The organism is Bacillus australimaris (genome assembly GCF_001307105.1).
GTDB classification, from domain to species: Bacteria; Bacillota; Bacilli; order Bacillales; family Bacillaceae; genus Bacillus; species Bacillus australimaris.
Genome location: NZ_LGYN01000029.1, coordinates 72,651 through 90,306 on the forward strand (window position 1 = coordinate 72,651; position 17,656 = coordinate 90,306).

Sequence of the window (17,656 nt, forward strand, 5' to 3'; positions counted from 1 at the left end):
TCCTGTTATGTGTATGGTCACTCGGTTTGTGTGTTGTTGGCAGAGAGACACATGTCCAGCAAAATATTGAGGTATTTAGACAGGCTGTCGACACTGAACGTGCTTTTTCATGTCAAAATGGCAGTCATCTACACAGAAACACCACATAAAATAAAAGAGAAACGAACTGGAGGTGGATGTATGGCAGTGGTAAGAGCGACAAGCTCTGATATTGATTTAATGGCCAGACTGCTGAGAGCGGAGGCAGAAGGTGAAGGGAAGCAAGGGATGCTGCTCGTAGGAAATGTGGGCATCAATCGTTTACGTGCCAACTGCTCGGACTTTAAAGGGCTGCGTACGATTCCACAAATGATTTATCAGGAGCATGCATTCGAAGCGGTCACGCATGGGTATTTTTATCAACGAGCACGAGAAACTGAAAAAACACTTGCGCGAAGGAATATTAACGGGGAACGATTTTGGCCGGCAAAATTCAGCCTTTGGTATTTTAAACCGCCTGGCGATTGTCCGCCGACTTGGTACAATCAGCCGTTTGTGGCAAGGTATAAGTCACATTGCTTTTATCAGCCAACTGCTGAAACATGTGAAAATGTCTATAACACTTTTTAACTTGATGAACAGCACAATCCTCTTCATGTATAAATGCAGAGGGTTGTGTTTTTCTTTTTTTCAAAATGGGTAACCATTGTGTATCAACAAGATGTCGCGTGATTGGAGGAAATGAAGATGTATCAAGATTTAAAAGGAAAAACAGCCATTGTCACAGGCTCTTCAAAAGGAATTGGACAAGCGATCGCATTGCGATTTGGACAAGAGAAAATGAATGTGATTGTGAACTATAAAGGTGATGAAGATGGCGCTGAAGAAACGGTACAAGCCATTCAACAGCACGGAGGTAGGGCAGTGAAAGTACACGCTGATGTCTCCAAAGAGGAAGGAATCCAAGCGATCATGGATACAGCATTGGAGCATTTCGGTACAGTCGATGTGTTTGTGAATAATTCAGGATTTAACGGCGAAGAAGCAATGCCGCATGAGATGACGGTGGAGCAATGGCAAAAAGTCATTGATGTGAATATGACAGGCGCATTTTTAGGTGCAAAGGCTGCAATTGCCTATATGCTGGAGCATGACATCAAAGGATCGATTTTAAATATCTCCAGTGTTCATCAGGAGATCCCTCGTCCATTCAATGTTCATTATTCTACTTCAAAAGGCGGAATGAATATGATGACGAAGACGCTAGCTCTTGATTATGCCGAAGCAGGTATTCGGATCAATGCCATTGCACCAGGTACCATGGCAACCGAATCGAATGATGATTTGCAGGATGAACAGAAAAAACAAAAGCAGCTTGAGAAAATTCCGATGAGAGCCTTTGGTGAACCGAAGGAGATTGGGTCCGCTGCTGCATTCCTCGTTTCTAAGGAAGCGTCGTATATCACAGGCACCACCTTATTTGTGGATGGCGGAATGACACTTTATCCTTCTCAAATCAATGATTAATATAAAAAACATCCGCCTGATCAGCCGGCGGATGTTTTTTGTTCGTAGCGGTGTGCAGTTTTGGCTGATTTGCCGAGCAGCATCGGGTACTTGCTCAGGAAGGAGATACATGGCACCATGAGCAGCAATGTGCCGATCGTGTAAAAGAGTGTCCAAGAGAGCTGCGCTGTATCAGCAATGTTGATGCCAAGTCCATAAAAAACAAATGCTTTCATGATATCAATGCCGGCAAACTGCAGGACAAGAATGACAATAGAATTTCTGCCTAGATACGTCAAAATAGGGGATGCCTTCAATTTAAAGCTTAAATAAATCACGGCAGCTGAACCGAGCAGTGCACATATATAGAAAATAAAGAGATCACCATAGTCGTTGATTCGCATATCAATCCGAGAATTAAAGCTCTGCATGTAAGCCGTCAGCACAAACAGACCTGTACATAAAAGTAGGGTTGGATCTGTTTTTAATTCCACAAACCATTGCTTTGCCAAAAATCCAATCGAATAAAACACAACTGCCGTCAAAGCAACATTGGCATTCCAAGGAAGACTTTGATTTAAAAGCAAGGTAGAGACATAACCAGCACCTCCGCAAAGAACAGTCAACAAGATCACGGCAGCAGGTTTTCCTTTTGTCAGACGGTGCATAAAGAAAAATAAAATTTCTACTATAAAGAGCGTTGTTAAAAACCAAATCGCCGGGTTATGTGCAAGTCTTGCTTCATCGGCATTGGAGATAAAAATACCTGTAAACGGAACGAAAGGGTCAATATCCGTTTGTCCCTTGAATGTGAAAAAGCGAGTAACGGAGAACCAAAATACATACGTAATAATGGAAAAATAGAGATAGGGCAAGAGTAAGCTTTTAGCTTTTTTCTGAATAAATGAGAGAGCAGGTTGTGAGGATGATCGAAACATCATGCCTGATAGTAAAAAGAAAAGCGGCATATGAAAAGAGTAAATGAATTGCTTGATTGAATCTGGAATGGGCACATGCGCCATGACCACGAGCAGAATGCCGATTCCTTTAGCTGCATCTACCCAATCGAGTCTCTTTTTCATGTCCTGTCATCTCCTTCTTTCTCAGCGTCGTAAACCGTTCATTGAATATGTACCACTACTATATAAAAGGTACACCCCTCATGCGTTTACAGTTCTCTAACGATTAGAAGACACATTTGCGATCAGATGACAGTCGGAAGGATTTTGACATCTCTATGTTACATTTCCCATTTTTTATGACAATGTAAAAAAGAAGCCTAGAAAGCTGGCTTCAAAATAATTCTGCTATTCGCTTGTAGGAGCGTTGTTTTTCGATCGGATCAAAGGAATTGTTCAGAATCATGATGTCATCCGTTTGATAGCGGTCCATCAAGGTCTGTAATTGCTCTTTCACCGTTTCTTTCGAGCCGACAATCATTCGCTGGCGGTTTTGCAGTACTTTTTCCTTTTCCTGTGCGGTGTAGTGATAGACACTTGCTTCTTCTATAGAAGGAACGCGGCTATCCAATCCTTTCTCAACGCGCAGCAGCCATAAATCTGTACTGCTGGCAATTCGGTCGGCCTCTTCATCTGTTTCACCGCAGATGACAAAGACGGCAAACATAGATTGTGGCCGTTTAGAAAAGACAGATGGAGAAAAATGTGATCGATACGTCTCAAATGCTTGCTTGCCGCGTGCAGGATGGATAAAGTGGCCGAAAATATAGTTGATCCCAAGCTCTGCCGCCTGCATGGCACTATTTTCTCCCAGCCCAAGCAGCCAAACTGGCGGATGAGAATCAACAAGCGGAGCCGCTTTCACGCCTGCATGCGGATGACCAGAAGGCAGACTGTCTGATAAGTAAAATAGAAGATCCTTCAGCTGGCGGTCAAATTGAGACAGGTCTTTTTTTGCACCGTCCGTCAAAGCGAGTCTTGTCCTTTCAATCCCGCCTGGAGATTTGCCGACACCGATCTCAATCCGTCCAGGATAAAGGGCTTCAAGCTGCCGTGTGACCTCTGCTATTTTAAAAGGGCTGTACTGAGGAAGTAAAATGCCGCCAGACCCGGTACGCAAGGTCGATGTATGAGCCGCAATATGAGCCATTAAGATTTCAGGCGCTGTACTAGCGAGCCCTCTTGTACTGTGGTGTTCAGCAAACCAATAACGCTCATACCCAAGCGTTTCAGCCAGCTGAGCCAGCTGCGTTGTGTGAATCAATGTTTCCTGCGCTGTCTGACCTTTAGGAATGGCGACTTGATCTAATATATGAAGTGATGGCATCATCAACATCCTTTCATCAACACGTTGAATATTCGTTATTTCAAGTATAAAGAAATCCATGGATGGAAGGAAACGAAAGGGTTGATCCTTTTCTCTGATGCTTTTATCTTTTCTATATCAACATATGAAACAACATGAATATGCTATTGATCAGCAAGAGTTGTTTACCGGGACATTCGACAATGTTCCACATGAAACACTTCATTTATGACATGAACCATTTTTAACATGCATATTTCATTAAAAAAATATGAAGTGTTTGAAACCTATCATGAACATAGATCGTATATACTAGTAAATAGAAAAAAAGTAAGAGGCTCCAATGTCATTTCATGAATTTTGTCGAATTTTCATGTATGATGATTTTATTAGGGTCCATCGCTTAATAAATAGATTTTTATTATGCTGGAGGAGTGATTGATTTGGCGATTACATTAGAAAAAGGTCAACGTATTGATTTAACAAAAGGAAAAGCAGGGCTAACGAATATTCTTGTTGGACTTGGCTGGGACCCTGTATCACAAGGCGGCGGTTTTTTAGGAAAGCTGTTTGGCGGCGGAGGCGGCGCTGATGTTGATTGTGATGCTTCTGTACTCATGCTGAAAAATGATAAGTTTACGGAAAATAAAGATTTGATTTATTTTGGCAACCTGAAAAGCAAATGCGGCAGTGTCGAGCATACAGGTGACAACCTGACTGGTGAAGGAGACGGAGATGATGAACAAGTCCTCGTCAACCTGAGCAAGGTACCAGGAAATGTGAATAAATTGGTGTTTGTCGTGAATATTTATGATGCTCTTAGAAGAAACCAGCACTTTGGTATGATTCAAAATGCTTACATTCGCATCGTTGATCGTTCAAACAATCAAGAATTAGTGAAATATAATTTGAAAGATGATTATGCAGGAAAGACATCATTAATCGTCGGAGAACTTTATCGTCATGAGAATGAGTGGAAGTTTGCGGCGCTTGGAAATGGTACAAATGATGCGAAGCTTGCCGATATTACGAGAAACTACATTTAAACAGAAGGGAGAGGTTCCTAGTGGGAATTTCTTTAGCGAAAGGTCAAAAAATTGATTTAACAAAAACGAATCCGGGTCTAACAAAAGTAGTCGTCGGTCTTGGCTGGGACGTCAATAAATATGACGGCGGACATGACTTTGATCTAGACGCAAGTGTATTCCTTTTAGATGCAGCAGGTAAAGCAAGCTCTCCATCTGACTTTGTCTTTTACAATCAAACAACTGGCGGAGGCGGAAGTGTCGTACATACAGGCGATAACCGCACTGGTGAAGGGGACGGAGATGACGAGCAGGTCAATGTTGACCTTGCAGCTGTACCAGCAAGTATTGAGAAGATTTCATTTGTCATTACGATTCATGATGCAGAAGCACGCAGTCAAAATTTCGGACAAGTGTCGAACGCATATGTACGTATTTTAAATGCGGCATCAAATGAAGAACTCATTCGCTACGATTTGGCAGAGGATTTCTCAATCGAGACAGCTATTATTGTAGGTGAACTATACCGTCATGGCGGGGAATGGAAATTCTCAGCTGTCGGATCAGGCTATCAAGGCGGCCTTGCACGTATTGCAACGGACTTCGGATTAGATATCGGATAACGATCTTTTCCTATTTTCAAAGACAGGAGAGATATGAATATGGCGATTCAGCTTTCAAAAGGACAACGTGTCGATTTAACAAAAACCAATCCAGGGCTGACGAAAGTGATGATCGGTCTTGGGTGGGATACGAATAAATATTCTGGCGGAGCCGAATTTGATTTGGACGCTTCGGCTTTCTTGGTGGATGCAAACAATCGTTGTCAGCAAGATACAGATTTTGTGTTCTATAATAACCTTCAGCATCCGAGCGGCAGTGTCACTCATACAGGTGATAACCGCACGGGTGAAGGAGATGGAGATGACGAGCAAATTCTCGTTGATTTCTCAAAAATTCCTGCTAACATTGATCGTATCGGAATTACAGTTACGATCCATGATGCAGAGACGCGCAGCCAGAATTTTGGACAAGTCTCGAATGCATTTGTTCGTGTTGTAAATGAAGAGGGCGGGGAAGAATTGATTCGTTTTGATTTAGGGGAAGACTTCTCAATTGAAACAGCTGTTGTGGTATGTGAATTGTACCGACACGGTAGTGATTGGAAGTTTAACGCGATCGGAAGCGGATTCTCTGGCGGCCTTGCAGCTCTTTGTCAAAATTATGGGTTAGAAGTGTAATTAAGAGAAACAAATTAATTCAAGAGACGTTGTCAAAAACGAGCGGCGCTCAAGAATAGCAGCAGGCGAAAGCCTGCTGATGCTTCTACACTTATAGGAGGAAAACCAGTTGGACATTTTGAAACATATGTTGGATACGTATGCCTCGTTTTTTGATTGGCATATGTGGGCAGAGGTATTAACAAACCCTGTCTCTTGGGGGCTTATTGGGACTCTTGTTGTGCTTGAAGGATTGTTATCAGCAGATAACGCACTTGTATTAGCTGTGATGGTAAAACATTTACCAGAAAAGCAGCGTAAAAAAGCATTAACCTACGGATTAATTGGTGCTTATTTCTTCCGTTTTCTATTCATTGGCGTAGGGATGCTGCTTATTAAGTTCTGGTGGATTAAGGTTCTCGGAGCTGCATATTTAGCATGGCTAGTCATTAAGCACTTCTGGTTAGGTGACGGCGATGACGAAGCGAAGGAATTGAAAAAAGAGGGCTGGTTGATTCGAGTCTTTGGTGTGTTTTGGGCAACTGTTATTTCTGTTGAAATTATGGATCTTGCCTTCTCGGTCGACAGTATTCTTGCGGCATTCGCTGTATCTGAAGAAGTATGGATTCTTCTATTAGGCGGAATGCTTGGAATTCTCATGATGCGTACAGTGGCACAATTATTCCTTGTTCTCATTGATCGTATACCAGAGCTTGAGAATACAGCGTTTATCCTTATTGGGATCATTGCCATCAAAATGGGTTTAAGTGCTGCTCACATTGAAATTCCGCATCTCGTATTCTTTGCGATTATTATTCTCGCATTTATTGGAACGTTTATTGTTCATAAAATCAACAAGAAAAAGCATCAAGAACTGACAAACGAAGCTGCGGCTTCAAAAGAAGAATAGGACGATCAAAAAGGAATGGAGTTGATTAGCGGCTCCATCCTTTTTTGAATCATCAAGTCATTTGTGAGATTTTCTCTAAACAACAGGAGGTGGCACAGCATGCGGTATTTTCAGTTTTTATCAGAGGCGAGGCAGCACGATATTTTTTTTAAGCGGCCGGGGGCGATGCATTTGGTGACGCCAAGGCATGTACTTGCGCATGCATTAGGTGCTACTTTGTATATGCCTGCGACAAGACAGGATATAGCAGATATGCTGCTGTCGCAGAAATATGAAGCGCTTTGCTCTGTTGTATTTTGTTTAGAGGATGCCATCGGTGATCAAGAAGTGGACAAGGCTGAACAGAATCTAGTGGCACAATTGTCCAAGCTCACGGAGAAATTAACAAATACGCCTGAAAGGGCTGAACAATTACCCCTTTTATTTATTCGGGTTCGTTCGCCGAAGCAGGTGCTCAAAATGACAGATTTGCTTGGTTCATCGCTTCATTTGCTGACGGGTTTTGTATTTCCGAAGTGTTCTGTTCATAATGCAAAAGATTATTTGGACAGCTTGAAACAGGCGTCAGCACAAACGAAGACAAGGCTTTACGGGATGCCTATTTTGGAAACACCCGATTTGTTAGAAAAAGAAACAAGATATACGGTGTTGTCCGAGTTAAAGCAGATCATGCTAAATGCTGAAGAATATATTTTGAATATTCGTATTGGGGCAACGGATCTTTGCGGCTTATATGGCATTCGTCGTGACCGCGACACCACCATTTATGAAATCAGATTAATTGCTGACTTAATCACAGATATTATTAATTATTTTGGCCGTTCCTTTGTTGTATCAGGTGCAGTATGGGAACATTTTGGGCCTGCACGAAAGGAACAAAAACCATTTATCCGTGCGCTCTCTAAGGGTAGCGAGCTGTCCATATCTGAATTAGACGACGTACAAGGATTGCTCAAGGAGACAAGGCTCGATGTAGCCAACGGCATACACGGAAAGACAGTGATTCATCCAACACATCTCAAGCCAGTTCAAAGCATGTACGTTGTGACAAAGGAAGAGTACATGGATGCATTGAGTATTTTAGAACATGCAGACGGCACAGTTGGCGTGATGAAGAGTGCCTTCTCTAATAAAATGAATGAAACGAAGCCTCATTACAGATGGGCAGAGCACATTTTAATTAAGTCAGACATTTACGGGGTGTTTCATGAAAATAGAAGCTATATCGACATACTCACAGAATCAGAAGCGGCATACACTGAACATCTTGGAACATATGGAGGTTGAGCTTGACCTCAAAGAAGGTGCGCTCCAGCTGGAAAAAGAGCATCTTTTTGAAATGGCGGCAAGGGTGAACAAAAAAAGAGCCTTTTTATTCGTTAGTAAAGTGCTTGGAAAACACATTCCCGTTCATCCAGTCAAGCCTCTCCTTGTCTCTGGTCTTCTAGCTATGGCGTATGCCAAAGAGCAAACGGGCAAGGCGGCCGCGCACCAAAACCTGATCGTAGAGGCACTCAAGACGGATGATCATGCGGTGTTAACAAAAGCCTATGAAACGCTCAAGAAAGAGAAACTTTCAGCTGGCAAAGCGCCTGTCGTCATCGGCTTTGCAGAAACGGCTACAGCCCTTGGTCATGGTGTGTATGATGTGATAGAAGGTGCATCTTACATTCATACAACACGGGAACAGCTGCTGGATATTGACCCATCATTGGTATTTGAAGAAGAACATTCGCATGCAACGGATCAGCTTTGTTATGCAGACGAAGCATTACTTCGCACAGACCGCCCCATCGTGTTAGTAGATGATGAAGTTACGACAGGCCGTACAAATATCAATATCATTCGTGACCTTCATGCAAAGTACCCGCGGCATTCTTATACCATTCTTTCCATTTTGGACTGGCGGACAGAGGAGCACGAGGAAGCTATGTGTCAGCTTGAAAAGGAGCTTGGTATTCATATCACTTCACTGTCTTTATTAAAAGGGCAGATGGTCTTTCGGGGTAAAACGCTGGATGAACCAACATATTCATATGAGATTGCGGAGCAAGAGAATCAACCAAGTCTCTCCTTTCATTCCCTTCAATCTTTCTTTAAGCAAATGCCATATTCACTTTCTCATGCAGAAAATTCAGCTGGTCATTCGCCGTATACACAGGAAACCGGGCGTTTTGGGTTAAACGCAGCAGATACGGAAGCGATCAACCAAGCAGCTGCTGAGGCTGGACGGAAGCTAAGGCAGGAACGCAAAGGAAAACAGACACTCTGTTTAGGAACAGGTGAGCTGATGTATGTGCCGATGAGACTAGCTGCACATATGGGAGAAGGCGTTCTCTTTCATTCAACGACGAGAAGCCCAATTCATCCAGTTGAAAAGGCTGGATATGCTGTCCAAAATGGGTTTACTTTTAGGAATCCAGAGGATGCCCGAATTCAGCACTACGTGTACAACATATCAAAAGGTGAATATGATGATGTATTTCTCTTTTTTGAGAAAAAGGTCTCTCAGAAGTCTTTACTTCCGCTTATTCATTTATTTGCCGATCGGCATGTGAAGCATGTGCATATTGTGACTTTATCAGACGAGGTGAAGGTGAATGGCTAATGTGTATACAAAAATGGGGAGCTATCCAGAGCAGGATGTAACCTTCTTACTCAAAGATTTATCATCTATTGAGATGGAGAAAAGTACAGAGGAGCGGGAGCGTTCAATTCAGAGTGGTGCGCATTATTCAGAAATGCTGCCTATCGAATATAAACCAACGGCATCTTATATGACTTTATTCTATCAATCTTTTGAAGAAAGTAAGGAAAAGGTAGCAGAAGCAGTAGCTGTTGTAGCAGAACAGATTGTGAAAAAGCGAGGCTTCCAAACCGTGCTTTGCAGCTTGGCTCGTGCGGGAACACCAATTGGCGTACTCATCAAACGATATATTCGAAAGACGTATGGTCTTGATCTGCCTCATTACAGCATCTCTATTATTCGCGACCGCGGAATAGACGAGAATGCACTGCATTATATGCTGAAAGAACATCCGGGCTTTGAGATTGTCTTTATTGATGGATGGACTGGAAAAGGTGCGATTTCGAAAGAGCTCGAAAAAGCTGTGATTGATTTTGAAAAAAAATATGGCGTGCGTCTTTCGAGTGAGCTGGCTGTACTGGCTGACCCTGGCTATTGTACACATGTATATGGAACGAGAGAGGATTTTCTCATTCCAAGTGCCTGCTTGAATTCGACGGTATCTGGACTTGTCAGTCGTACGGTACTAAACAACCGCTGGATCAATGCCGATGATTTCCATGGGGCCAAGTATTACGAAGAATTGCTTGATGAGGATGTGTCCAATTTGTATGTGGATACGATTGAAGAAGCCTTTTCTCGCCTTAAGCCAAATGTACAAGAGAAAGCAGAAACCATCATCACACAGGGGACGCCGGCAGATTGGCGGGGAATGGCGTCCATTGAAGCGATCGGTCAGGAATTTCAAATTGAAAATACCCATTTGATTAAGCCGGGTGTTGGTGAGACAACCCGGGTACTGCTGAGAAGAATCCCTTGGAAAATTCTCATTCAGCCTGGATCTCAGGAGAAGCTGAAGCATATTTTGCTTTTGGCAGAGGACAGAGGTGTTCCGGTCATTGAATATGCCAATATGTCCTACACATGCTGCGGCCTCATTCGCCCGCTGGAGCAAACGTCATGAAGACATGCGCATTTGCCAGTGATTTAGACCGGACTCTGATTTACTCACATCGAGTGCTTGAGCAGTATGCGTATGAAGGAGAGTATGATTTAGTTGAAGTGCTGGACGAACGGCCGCTTTCCTATATGTCTGTTGAAACGAAAAAATCCTTGCAGACGATTCATCAATTAGGCTGGTTTATTCCAGTGACAACCAGAACGACCGCACAGTATGAACGAATCACTTTCTTTCAACAAGCGCTCAAACCGGAGTATGCTGTCACAACAAATGGGGGCTGTATCCTTCATCACGGCAAGCCGCTTGAGGATTGGCAGGCGATTGTTGATGAGAGACTTAGAGAATGTATGCCTGTGAGAGAGATGCTAAGGGCTATCTCCGAGCTTCCAGTTGCAGCATGGGTGAAGCGTACCCGGACAGCAGAGGGAAGATTTCTTTATTTGATTATGAAAGAGGAGTATCTATCTCACATTCCGCTTGCTGAATTGAAGCTGTGGGGCGAGGAAAGAGGCTGGCAGGTTTCTCTTCAGGGACGAAAGCTTTATTTTATTCCACAGCCGCTCAATAAGTGGGATGCTGTTGCTTTTCTAAAGGAACGGCTGCAGCTTAAATACGTGTATGGTGCAGGCGATTCACTGTTAGATGCAGGGCTCATTCGTCAGGCAGACATCGGCTTTGCTCCAAGGCATGGAGAAGTGCTCGACTTTGACCCATCACTTGAGCCGACAGCAGCATCTGGCATGGCAGCAGCAGACGAAATGACCGCATGTGTCATCAAGGCAATGACTAACGCAAAAAAGCCTTCGATTCGATAGCAGAAGTAGAAGACTGAATGATATGATAGTAGTAGCTTTCGAGAAAATATAGGAGAAAGGAAGGAGCGGCGTGAGTTATAAAGAAATCAATGTCACCCATACACGGGCGGAGCAGGAAGCCTGGAAAAACGTGCTGAACAAGCCGCTCCCTGAAAGAGACGGCTATGTAAAGGATGAGCATACGTTGTCCTTGCCGCGTCTCGCCGCCCGGGTCCTTGGAACTCCGCATGATGCAACCGATTATTTTATTTATTTACATGAATTATATGAAACAGAAGGCGTGCATATTTTAAGTGAAACGCTCAATCGTCATATTGAGCCGGAGCATTTTCAAGCGTTGCAGCGCATTCATTTGATTAACCAAGAAGAAAAGGGCTTGTCCGTGAATCGCTTTGTGGCTTTTTTAGATGGCGAACAGCTGATTGTCCGCCATCCAAACCCTGTGATGAACCGTCATATCCGCCTTTCATTGATCAAGGTGTTTGAGCATTTCAAGCAGCTGCATGAGGGGGGATTTCAGCATCCTGATTTCCGCAGGGTTCTGCTGGATGTCGTGAAGTTTTCAAATAATCATCTAGGTCCATGGCTGAAGGAAGTCCAGATAGAAGAAAAAATGCCGGCTGTCATTTGGTATGGAGAGGCGAATAAAAGTCAGCTTTATTTTCTTTACTACGTCATGCTGATTGGCTGTGATGTTGTGCTATTTCATCCAGAAGGCCAGGATGCGTTCCGCGAATTGGATCCAGAAGAAAAGCTGACTTTTATTGATCAGTACCCGGGAAATTCAAAACTTGAGCCGTTCCCTACTGAAAAGCCAGAGAGGAAATCAACGGTGGCGTACCGCTCGACAAGAGAGCTTGAAGAGGTGCTTCACACGGAAGATTCAATGCTGTATAAGCCGTGGCAATTCAGAGATCATACTCCTCATTCCATTACGCTGAAGACAACGTATGATGAGCTGTTTTTAATTGCAAAGGAACGATCCTTTATCCGCCCAAATTTCAAAGCAGACCGGGACACGATACAGATTCCGAATCTTTTTGCGAAAATGATGGGGGTCACAAGAGACAAGCGTGAATACTGGGATCGTATCCACACGTTAATGGAGGGGAAAGAGACGAAGACCATTCGCCATTTTCCTTTTACGAAAGAAGTGACTTCGAATTATCAATTTCATTATCAGCATGCACTTTCTTCTCGTGGAGAAATTGACCCTGAATTATTAATGAAAAGCAATGTGTGGCAGTTTTCTCATCTATATGAGGGAGCGCAGCGTGCGATAGCAGAGGCGATCTCTCGAATCTGCCAGCATCCAAAGCTATTAAAAGAAGGCAACGAGACCGAATTAGATGTCCGCATTTATTTATTCAAGCAGGTTCTGCATTTGAGCCAGGATCTCATTGAATTGATTCAAACCTTTGATTATGCACAAACCGTGCCGAAAGTGATTTTATACCATACGGAATATAACGGGGAGCTGACTCGTTCTGATGCGGCCGCCCTGATTTTCCTAAATGAAATGGGTGTGGATCTCTTCGTATATCATCCGGCGGGCTATCAGTGTATCGAGCGTTATATCGATGACCAATTATTTGATACCCATTGGCTTGATGAGATGGTCATGAACCAGGAGTTTAAAGAGCCGTCCATCGTCAGAAAGTTATTTCAATCCATTAAAAATCGATAAGGAGATCAAAGCTTATGACAAATACAAACGGAAATGACATCATTTCAATTGATAAAGAGGAAATCACCATTGAGAAGGCAGACGATATTCGCGTTCAGCTTCGAAATGAACCAGAAGTGCAAAATATTGCGAGACAGATCGATGCGAAAAATCAGCTGGAGCTGCTTGAATACGGAAAACAGCCGGCTGTTGAAATCTCTAAGTTCTCTGATCGTATTCTTTCGATGATGCGTTCAACAAGCGTCACTGACTCAGGAACGATGCTGACGCAGCTTGGGAAGATTATGGATCGCTTTGATAAAAATGATTTTGACGAACCGAAGGGTGGTTTGCTGTCAAAAATCTTTAAGCGCGGCGGCAGCATGATTGAAAAGATTTTCAGTAAATATCAAACACTCGGTGCAGAAATTGAAAAAATCAATGTGGAAATCAGTAAATATAAAGACGAAATGACGAAATCGACTGTGACGCTTGAAGAAATGTACGAGCATAACATTCAATACTATATGGAGCTTGAAAAGTATGTCGTAGCCGGTCAAATGAAAATCGAAGAATTAAAACAGTTGGTCCCTTCATATGAAGAAAAAGCGGCTAGTGGAAACCAGCTGGCGCAAATGGAGCTCGATACGCTTCGTAATGGCATTCAAGCGCTTGAAGAGCGTGTATATGACCTTGATATGGCACGAATGGTGGCGCTTCAAACAGCACCGCAAATCCGTTTGCTGCAGCGTGGTAATACGAAATTAATTGGTAAGATCAACTCTGCCTTTATTATCACCATTCCAATTTTCAAAAATGGAATCATTCAAGCTGTTACAGCGAAGAGACAAAAGCTTGTGGCTGACTCCATGAGTGAGCTGGATAGAAGAACAAATGAAATGTTGAAACGAAATGCTGAAAACATTTCAAGTCAAAGTGTGGAGATTGCTAAGTTATCTGGCCGTCCAAGCATCGACATTGAAACGATCGAATCTTCCTTTAATACGATTGTACAAGGGATGAAAGAGACGAAACAGATTGAAGAAGAAAACAAGCGATTACGCGAAGATGGAACAAAACGTATGCTAGAGCTTCAAGATAATATTAAGCGGGCTGCTTTAGAGTCCTAAAAAAACAAGCTGTCTGTAACTAAAGTTGCAGGCAGTTTTTTATGAATTTCATTAAAATTTGAGAAAAAAGGTTTTTATGTGACCATTTTCGGGTAAATCCAGTTCAGGGGAATGGTTCACCCATGATTCAAGAAATCCGCTATGACGAGGATTCGACTTATTTTTTAGCACAATTAGGAATTTGCAGTAAAATATTGTCTGGTGAGAGGAAATACCCCGTAAAATATGTAGTTTATGAAGCATTCTATAGGATTTACGAGTAATACGGCGTATAAACTCTAATGACCAGACCTCTATATGGAATTCATACATATTGTGGGGAAATAAGCGAATTCTAAAGATTGTTCGCATCATAACGCTTATGTTACGGTTATTAAGATGCTAATTTGGAGGGAAAATATGAATTCTGAAGAGAGAAATATCAAAATCAAGATAAATAATGTATCTAAAATTTTCGGTAAAAATGCTAAAAAAGCATCTCAAATGCTTGAAAACGGGAAAACAAAAAGAGAGATCCTAAAAGAGACCGGCGCAACAGTTGGTGTCAATCGAGCGAATTTTGATGTATATGACGGCGAGATATTTGTCATCATGGGGCTATCAGGGAGCGGAAAATCCACACTTGTGCGGATGCTAAATAGGTTAATCGAACCAACCTCCGGTGAAATATATATTGATGGGGATATGATAACAAATATGTCAAAGGATCAATTGCGTGAAGTGAGACGGAAAAAGATCAGCATGGTCTTCCAAAACTTCGCATTGTTCCCGCACCGTACAATTCTTGAGAACACAGAGTACGGTCTTGAATTGCAAGGTGTAGATAAAGAAGAGCGCAGATCAAAAGCGCTTGAATCTTTAAAGCTTGTTGGACTTGAAGGCTTTGAAGAGCAATACCCAAATCAATTAAGTGGTGGGATGCAGCAGCGTGTTGGCTTGGCACGTGCGTTAGCAAATGACCCTGACATTTTATTAATGGATGAAGCATTCAGCGCGCTCGATCCATTAATTCGTAAGGATATGCAAGATGAATTGCTTGAGCTTCATACATCTGTAGGAAAAACGATCATTTTCATTACCCATGATCTAGATGAGGCGCTTCGTATTGGTGACCGCATTGTGCTCATGAAGGACGGAAATATCGTTCAAATTGGAACACCAGAAGAAATTCTAATGAATCCATCGAATGAATATGTTGAACGTTTCGTTGAAGATGTTGACCTTTCTAAAGTATTAACCGCTGGTCATATTATGAAACGTGCAGAAACAGTTCAGATCGACAAAGGAGCACGTGTTGCGCTTACGCTTATGAAAAACCTTGGGATTTCGTCTATCTATGCAGTAGATAAGAAAAAGCATTTATTAGGTGTTATTTCTGCTCAAGCAGCGAAAAAAGCAGCAGAAACGGGAGCGTCGCTTGAAACTGTTCTCGATAAAGAATTCACGACTGTATTGGAATCTACGTATTTGACAGAAATCTTTGATGCGGTGTCTGATGCAGCAAACATTCCAATTGCGGTTGTTGATGAGAAAAACAGAATGAAGGGTATTGTGGTCAGAGGTGCATTAATTGGTGCGTTATCAGGTAATGATGAGTATATCAACATGTCTTCTAACAAGCTTGAGGAAATTAAAACACAAGAGCCTTCTGCACAGGAGGTAGAATAAAATGTTTAGTATGAGTGATTTACCTAGAATTCCGTTCGCGGATTATATCGATCATTTTGTTGACTGGTTAACATTAGCGTTTGGTGGTTTCTTTGATGGCATCACAAATGGCTTAGCAGGCACAGTAAATGGGATTGTGGCAGCACTTGGCGTGGTTCCATCCATTATTTTAACCCTTATCTTTGCCGGCATTGCTTGGTGGATCAGTACAAGAGGAGTTGCTCTTTTCACACTTATTGGATTCTTACTGATTGACTATTTAGGCTACTGGCATCCAATGCTTCAAACTCTTGCGCTTGTTCTGACTGCTGTGGTTATTTCCATTGTGATCGGGGTTCCGATCGGTATTTGGGCATCACAGAAGGAAACTGTGCGTAAAATTGTGACACCAATTTTAGATTTAATGCAGACAATGCCTGCATTCGTTTATCTATTACCAGCGATCTTCTTCTTTAACATTGGAGTTGTTCCTGGGGTTGTGGCATCGGTCATTTTCTCCATGCCGCCAACGATTCGTATGACCATTCTAGGGATTAAACAAGTTCCAGCTGATTTAATTGAAGCAACTGAAGCATTTGGTTCAACGACATTCCAGCGTTTATTCAAAGTTCAGCTTCCACTTGCAACAAAAACCATCCTAGCTGGTATTAACCAAAGTATCATGCTTGCTCTATCAATGGTCGTTATTGCGGCGATGGTAGGTGCACCAGGACTTGGTTCGGAAGTATACAGTGCGGTAACGCAGCTGAAAACAGGAATTGGTTTTGAAGCAGGTATTGCCATTGTTATTGTGGCAATTACACTTGACCGTATTACACAAAACATTAAAACGAAAAAAACCAGGGGGAATGCTTAATGTGGAAAAAGTCTCTCTACATTGGGATGACCGCCCTGCTTGTCTTTTTACTAGCCGCTTGCGGCGCGCAGACAGATTCAAATGCGAGTGCAGCCCAGCAGGTGAATAAAACCATTATCGGAATTGATCCGGGTTCAGGGATTATGGCACTGACAGATCAAGCGAAAAAGGATTACGGTTTAGAGGACTGGACGGTTGTGTCTGCATCAAGTGCAGCCATGACTGCAACGCTCAAAAAATCTTACGACCGTAAAAAGCCAATCATCATCACTGGTTGGAATCCACACTGGATGTTTTCCCGCTATGATTTGAAATATTTAGATGATCCAAAAAAATCTTACGGTGAAGCAGAAGAAATTCATACGATTTCACGTAAAGGATTTGCAAAGGATCAGCCGGAAGCAGCGAAAATGCTTAGTCAGTTTAAATGGTCTCAAGATGACATGGGCGAGGTCATGATTGATATCCAAGATGGTGTTAAACCAAAGGATGCTGCCATCAAATATGTGAAAAAACATAAAGACCAAGTAGCGAAATGGACAAAAGGCGTGAAAAAGTCGAATGGAGACAAAGTCAATCTTGCCTACGTTGCATGGGATAGCGAGATTGCAAGTACCAATGTCGCAGCAGAGGTATTGCGTGAACTCGGGTTTAAAGTCACTTTGACTCAGGTGGAAGCAGGTCCAATGTGGACAGCAATTGCAACCGGAAGTGCGGATGCATCATTATCTGCTTGGCTCCCAAATACGCATAAAACGTATGCAGCGAAGTTTAAAGGGAAATATGATGACCTTGGTACAAGTATGAAAGGTCTTCGAATGGGTCTAGTTGTTCCGAAATATATGAAGAACGTAAACTCTATCGAGGATTTGAAAAAATAGCCAATATGATGATCGTTCCCTTATAATA

Annotated in this window: 17 protein-coding genes; 15 read left to right on the forward strand and 2 right to left on the reverse strand. The window is 42.6% G+C overall.

The window, feature by feature from the left end; genetic code table 11:
- Positions 1 to 180 precede the first annotated feature (180 nt).
- Together AKG37_RS16800 and AKG37_RS16805 are read left to right on the forward strand one after the other, a co-directional pair.
- Positions 181 to 609: a cell wall hydrolase gene (locus AKG37_RS16800; protein ID WP_060699860.1), complete on the forward strand. Its 429-nt coding sequence runs from the start codon at positions 181 to 183 to the stop codon at positions 607 to 609.
- 117 nt (positions 610 to 726) lie between these two features.
- Positions 727 to 1,506, forward strand: coding sequence for a glucose 1-dehydrogenase (locus tag AKG37_RS16805; RefSeq protein WP_060699861.1), 780 nt, complete (start codon positions 727 to 729; stop codon positions 1,504 to 1,506).
- Positions 1,507 to 1,526: 20 nt separating this feature from the next.
- Here the strand turns inward: AKG37_RS16805 and AKG37_RS16810 are convergent, their stop codons facing one another.
- The gene (locus AKG37_RS16810) at positions 1,527 to 2,567 is read right to left on the reverse strand and encodes an acyltransferase family protein (RefSeq protein WP_060699862.1); all 1,041 of its coding nucleotides are present in this window, start codon (positions 2,565 to 2,567) and stop codon (positions 1,527 to 1,529) included.
- Positions 2,568 to 2,778: 211 nt separating this feature from the next.
- On the reverse strand, positions 2,779 to 3,771 hold the full coding sequence (locus tag AKG37_RS16815; protein WP_060699863.1) for an LLM class flavin-dependent oxidoreductase: 993 nt from the start codon (positions 3,769 to 3,771) through the stop codon (positions 2,779 to 2,781).
- A gap of 422 nt (positions 3,772 to 4,193) precedes the next feature.
- On the opposite strand from AKG37_RS16815, the gene AKG37_RS16820 reads away from it, so the two are divergent.
- From AKG37_RS16820 to AKG37_RS16880, 13 genes are all read left to right on the forward strand, one after another.
- A complete protein-coding gene (locus AKG37_RS16820; RefSeq protein WP_048238169.1) occupies positions 4,194 to 4,796 on the forward strand; it encodes a TerD family protein in 603 nt (200 codons plus the stop codon).
- A gap of 20 nt (positions 4,797 to 4,816) precedes the next feature.
- Positions 4,817 to 5,398 carry a TerD family protein gene (locus tag AKG37_RS16825; protein ID WP_039176267.1) on the forward strand — a complete coding sequence of 194 codons (582 nt, stop codon included), beginning with the start codon at positions 4,817 to 4,819 and terminating at the stop codon, positions 5,396 to 5,398.
- A 39-nt stretch (positions 5,399 to 5,437) separates the two neighbouring features.
- Positions 5,438 to 6,016 (forward strand): TerD family protein, encoded by a 579-nt coding sequence (locus AKG37_RS16830; RefSeq protein ID WP_034664245.1) that lies wholly within the window; start codon positions 5,438 to 5,440, stop codon positions 6,014 to 6,016.
- Positions 6,017 to 6,125: 109 nt separating this feature from the next.
- Positions 6,126 to 6,905, forward strand: coding sequence for a TerC family protein (locus AKG37_RS16835; protein WP_060699864.1), 780 nt, complete (start codon positions 6,126 to 6,128; stop codon positions 6,903 to 6,905).
- A gap of 99 nt (positions 6,906 to 7,004) precedes the next feature.
- Positions 7,005 to 8,192 carry an HpcH/HpaI aldolase/citrate lyase family protein gene (locus AKG37_RS16840; protein ID WP_060699865.1) on the forward strand — a complete coding sequence of 396 codons (1,188 nt, stop codon included), beginning with the start codon at positions 7,005 to 7,007 and terminating at the stop codon, positions 8,190 to 8,192.
- The gene (locus AKG37_RS16845) at positions 8,182 to 9,513 is read left to right on the forward strand and encodes a phosphoribosyltransferase family protein (protein WP_060699866.1); all 1,332 of its coding nucleotides are present in this window, start codon (positions 8,182 to 8,184) and stop codon (positions 9,511 to 9,513) included. Before AKG37_RS16840 ends, AKG37_RS16845 begins: the two co-directional genes overlap by 11 nt.
- Entirely contained in the window at positions 9,506 to 10,615 is a 1,110-nt protein-coding gene (locus AKG37_RS16850; RefSeq protein WP_060699867.1) for a cysteine protease StiP family protein, read from the forward strand. The genes AKG37_RS16845 and AKG37_RS16850 overlap by 8 nt, the downstream gene beginning before the upstream one ends.
- Positions 10,612 to 11,427 (forward strand): HAD family hydrolase, encoded by an 816-nt coding sequence (locus tag AKG37_RS16855; RefSeq protein ID WP_060699868.1) that lies wholly within the window; start codon positions 10,612 to 10,614, stop codon positions 11,425 to 11,427. The genes AKG37_RS16850 and AKG37_RS16855 overlap by 4 nt, the downstream gene beginning before the upstream one ends.
- 70 nt (positions 11,428 to 11,497) lie before the next feature.
- Positions 11,498 to 13,114 carry a YceG family protein gene (locus AKG37_RS16860; protein ID WP_060699869.1) on the forward strand — a complete coding sequence of 539 codons (1,617 nt, stop codon included), beginning with the start codon at positions 11,498 to 11,500 and terminating at the stop codon, positions 13,112 to 13,114.
- Between the two features lie 14 nt (positions 13,115 to 13,128).
- Positions 13,129 to 14,223, forward strand: a complete 1,095-nt coding sequence (locus AKG37_RS16865) for a toxic anion resistance protein (RefSeq protein ID WP_034283225.1) — start codon at positions 13,129 to 13,131, stop codon at positions 14,221 to 14,223.
- A gap of 399 nt (positions 14,224 to 14,622) precedes the next feature.
- Positions 14,623 to 15,891: a glycine/proline betaine ABC transporter ATP-binding protein OpuAA gene (opuAA, locus tag AKG37_RS16870; protein ID WP_060699870.1), complete on the forward strand. Its 1,269-nt coding sequence runs from the start codon at positions 14,623 to 14,625 to the stop codon at positions 15,889 to 15,891.
- 10 nt (positions 15,892 to 15,901) lie between these two features.
- On the forward strand, positions 15,902 to 16,747 hold the full coding sequence (gene opuAB / locus AKG37_RS16875; protein WP_060699927.1) for a glycine/proline betaine ABC transporter permease subunit OpuAB: 846 nt from the start codon (positions 15,902 to 15,904) through the stop codon (positions 16,745 to 16,747).
- Positions 16,747 to 17,628: a glycine betaine ABC transporter substrate-binding protein gene (locus AKG37_RS16880; protein ID WP_048238162.1), complete on the forward strand. Its 882-nt coding sequence runs from the start codon at positions 16,747 to 16,749 to the stop codon at positions 17,626 to 17,628. Before opuAB ends, AKG37_RS16880 begins: the two co-directional genes overlap by 1 nt.
- The last annotated feature ends 28 nt before the right edge of the window (positions 17,629 to 17,656 follow it).

Bases quoted from the DNA above. Each gene is read 5' to 3' on its own strand.
- AKG37_RS16800 (WP_060699860.1), top strand. From the start codon at position 181: ATGGCAGTGGTAAGAGCGACAAGCTCTGATATTGATTTAATGGCCAGA.
- AKG37_RS16805 (WP_060699861.1), top strand. From the start codon at position 727: ATGTATCAAGATTTAAAAGGAAAAACAGCCATTGTCACAGGCTCTTCA.
- AKG37_RS16810 (WP_060699862.1), bottom strand. From the start codon at position 2,567: ATGAAAAAGAGACTCGATTGGGTAGATGCAGCTAAAGGAATCGGCATT.
- AKG37_RS16815 (WP_060699863.1), bottom strand. From the start codon at position 3,771: ATGCCATCACTTCATATATTAGATCAAGTCGCCATTCCTAAAGGTCAG.
- AKG37_RS16830 (WP_034664245.1), top strand. From the start codon at position 5,438: ATGGCGATTCAGCTTTCAAAAGGACAACGTGTCGATTTAACAAAAACC.
- AKG37_RS16840 (WP_060699865.1), top strand. From the start codon at position 7,005: ATGCGGTATTTTCAGTTTTTATCAGAGGCGAGGCAGCACGATATTTTT.
- AKG37_RS16845 (WP_060699866.1), top strand. From the start codon at position 8,182: ATGGAGGTTGAGCTTGACCTCAAAGAAGGTGCGCTCCAGCTGGAAAAA.
- AKG37_RS16850 (WP_060699867.1), top strand. From the start codon at position 9,506: ATGGCTAATGTGTATACAAAAATGGGGAGCTATCCAGAGCAGGATGTA.
- AKG37_RS16855 (WP_060699868.1), top strand. From the start codon at position 10,612: ATGAAGACATGCGCATTTGCCAGTGATTTAGACCGGACTCTGATTTAC.
- AKG37_RS16865 (WP_034283225.1), top strand. From the start codon at position 13,129: ATGACAAATACAAACGGAAATGACATCATTTCAATTGATAAAGAGGAA.
- opuAA (WP_060699870.1), top strand. From the start codon at position 14,623: ATGAATTCTGAAGAGAGAAATATCAAAATCAAGATAAATAATGTATCT.
- opuAB (WP_060699927.1), top strand. From the start codon at position 15,902: ATGAGTGATTTACCTAGAATTCCGTTCGCGGATTATATCGATCATTTT.
- AKG37_RS16880 (WP_048238162.1), top strand. From the start codon at position 16,747: ATGTGGAAAAAGTCTCTCTACATTGGGATGACCGCCCTGCTTGTCTTT.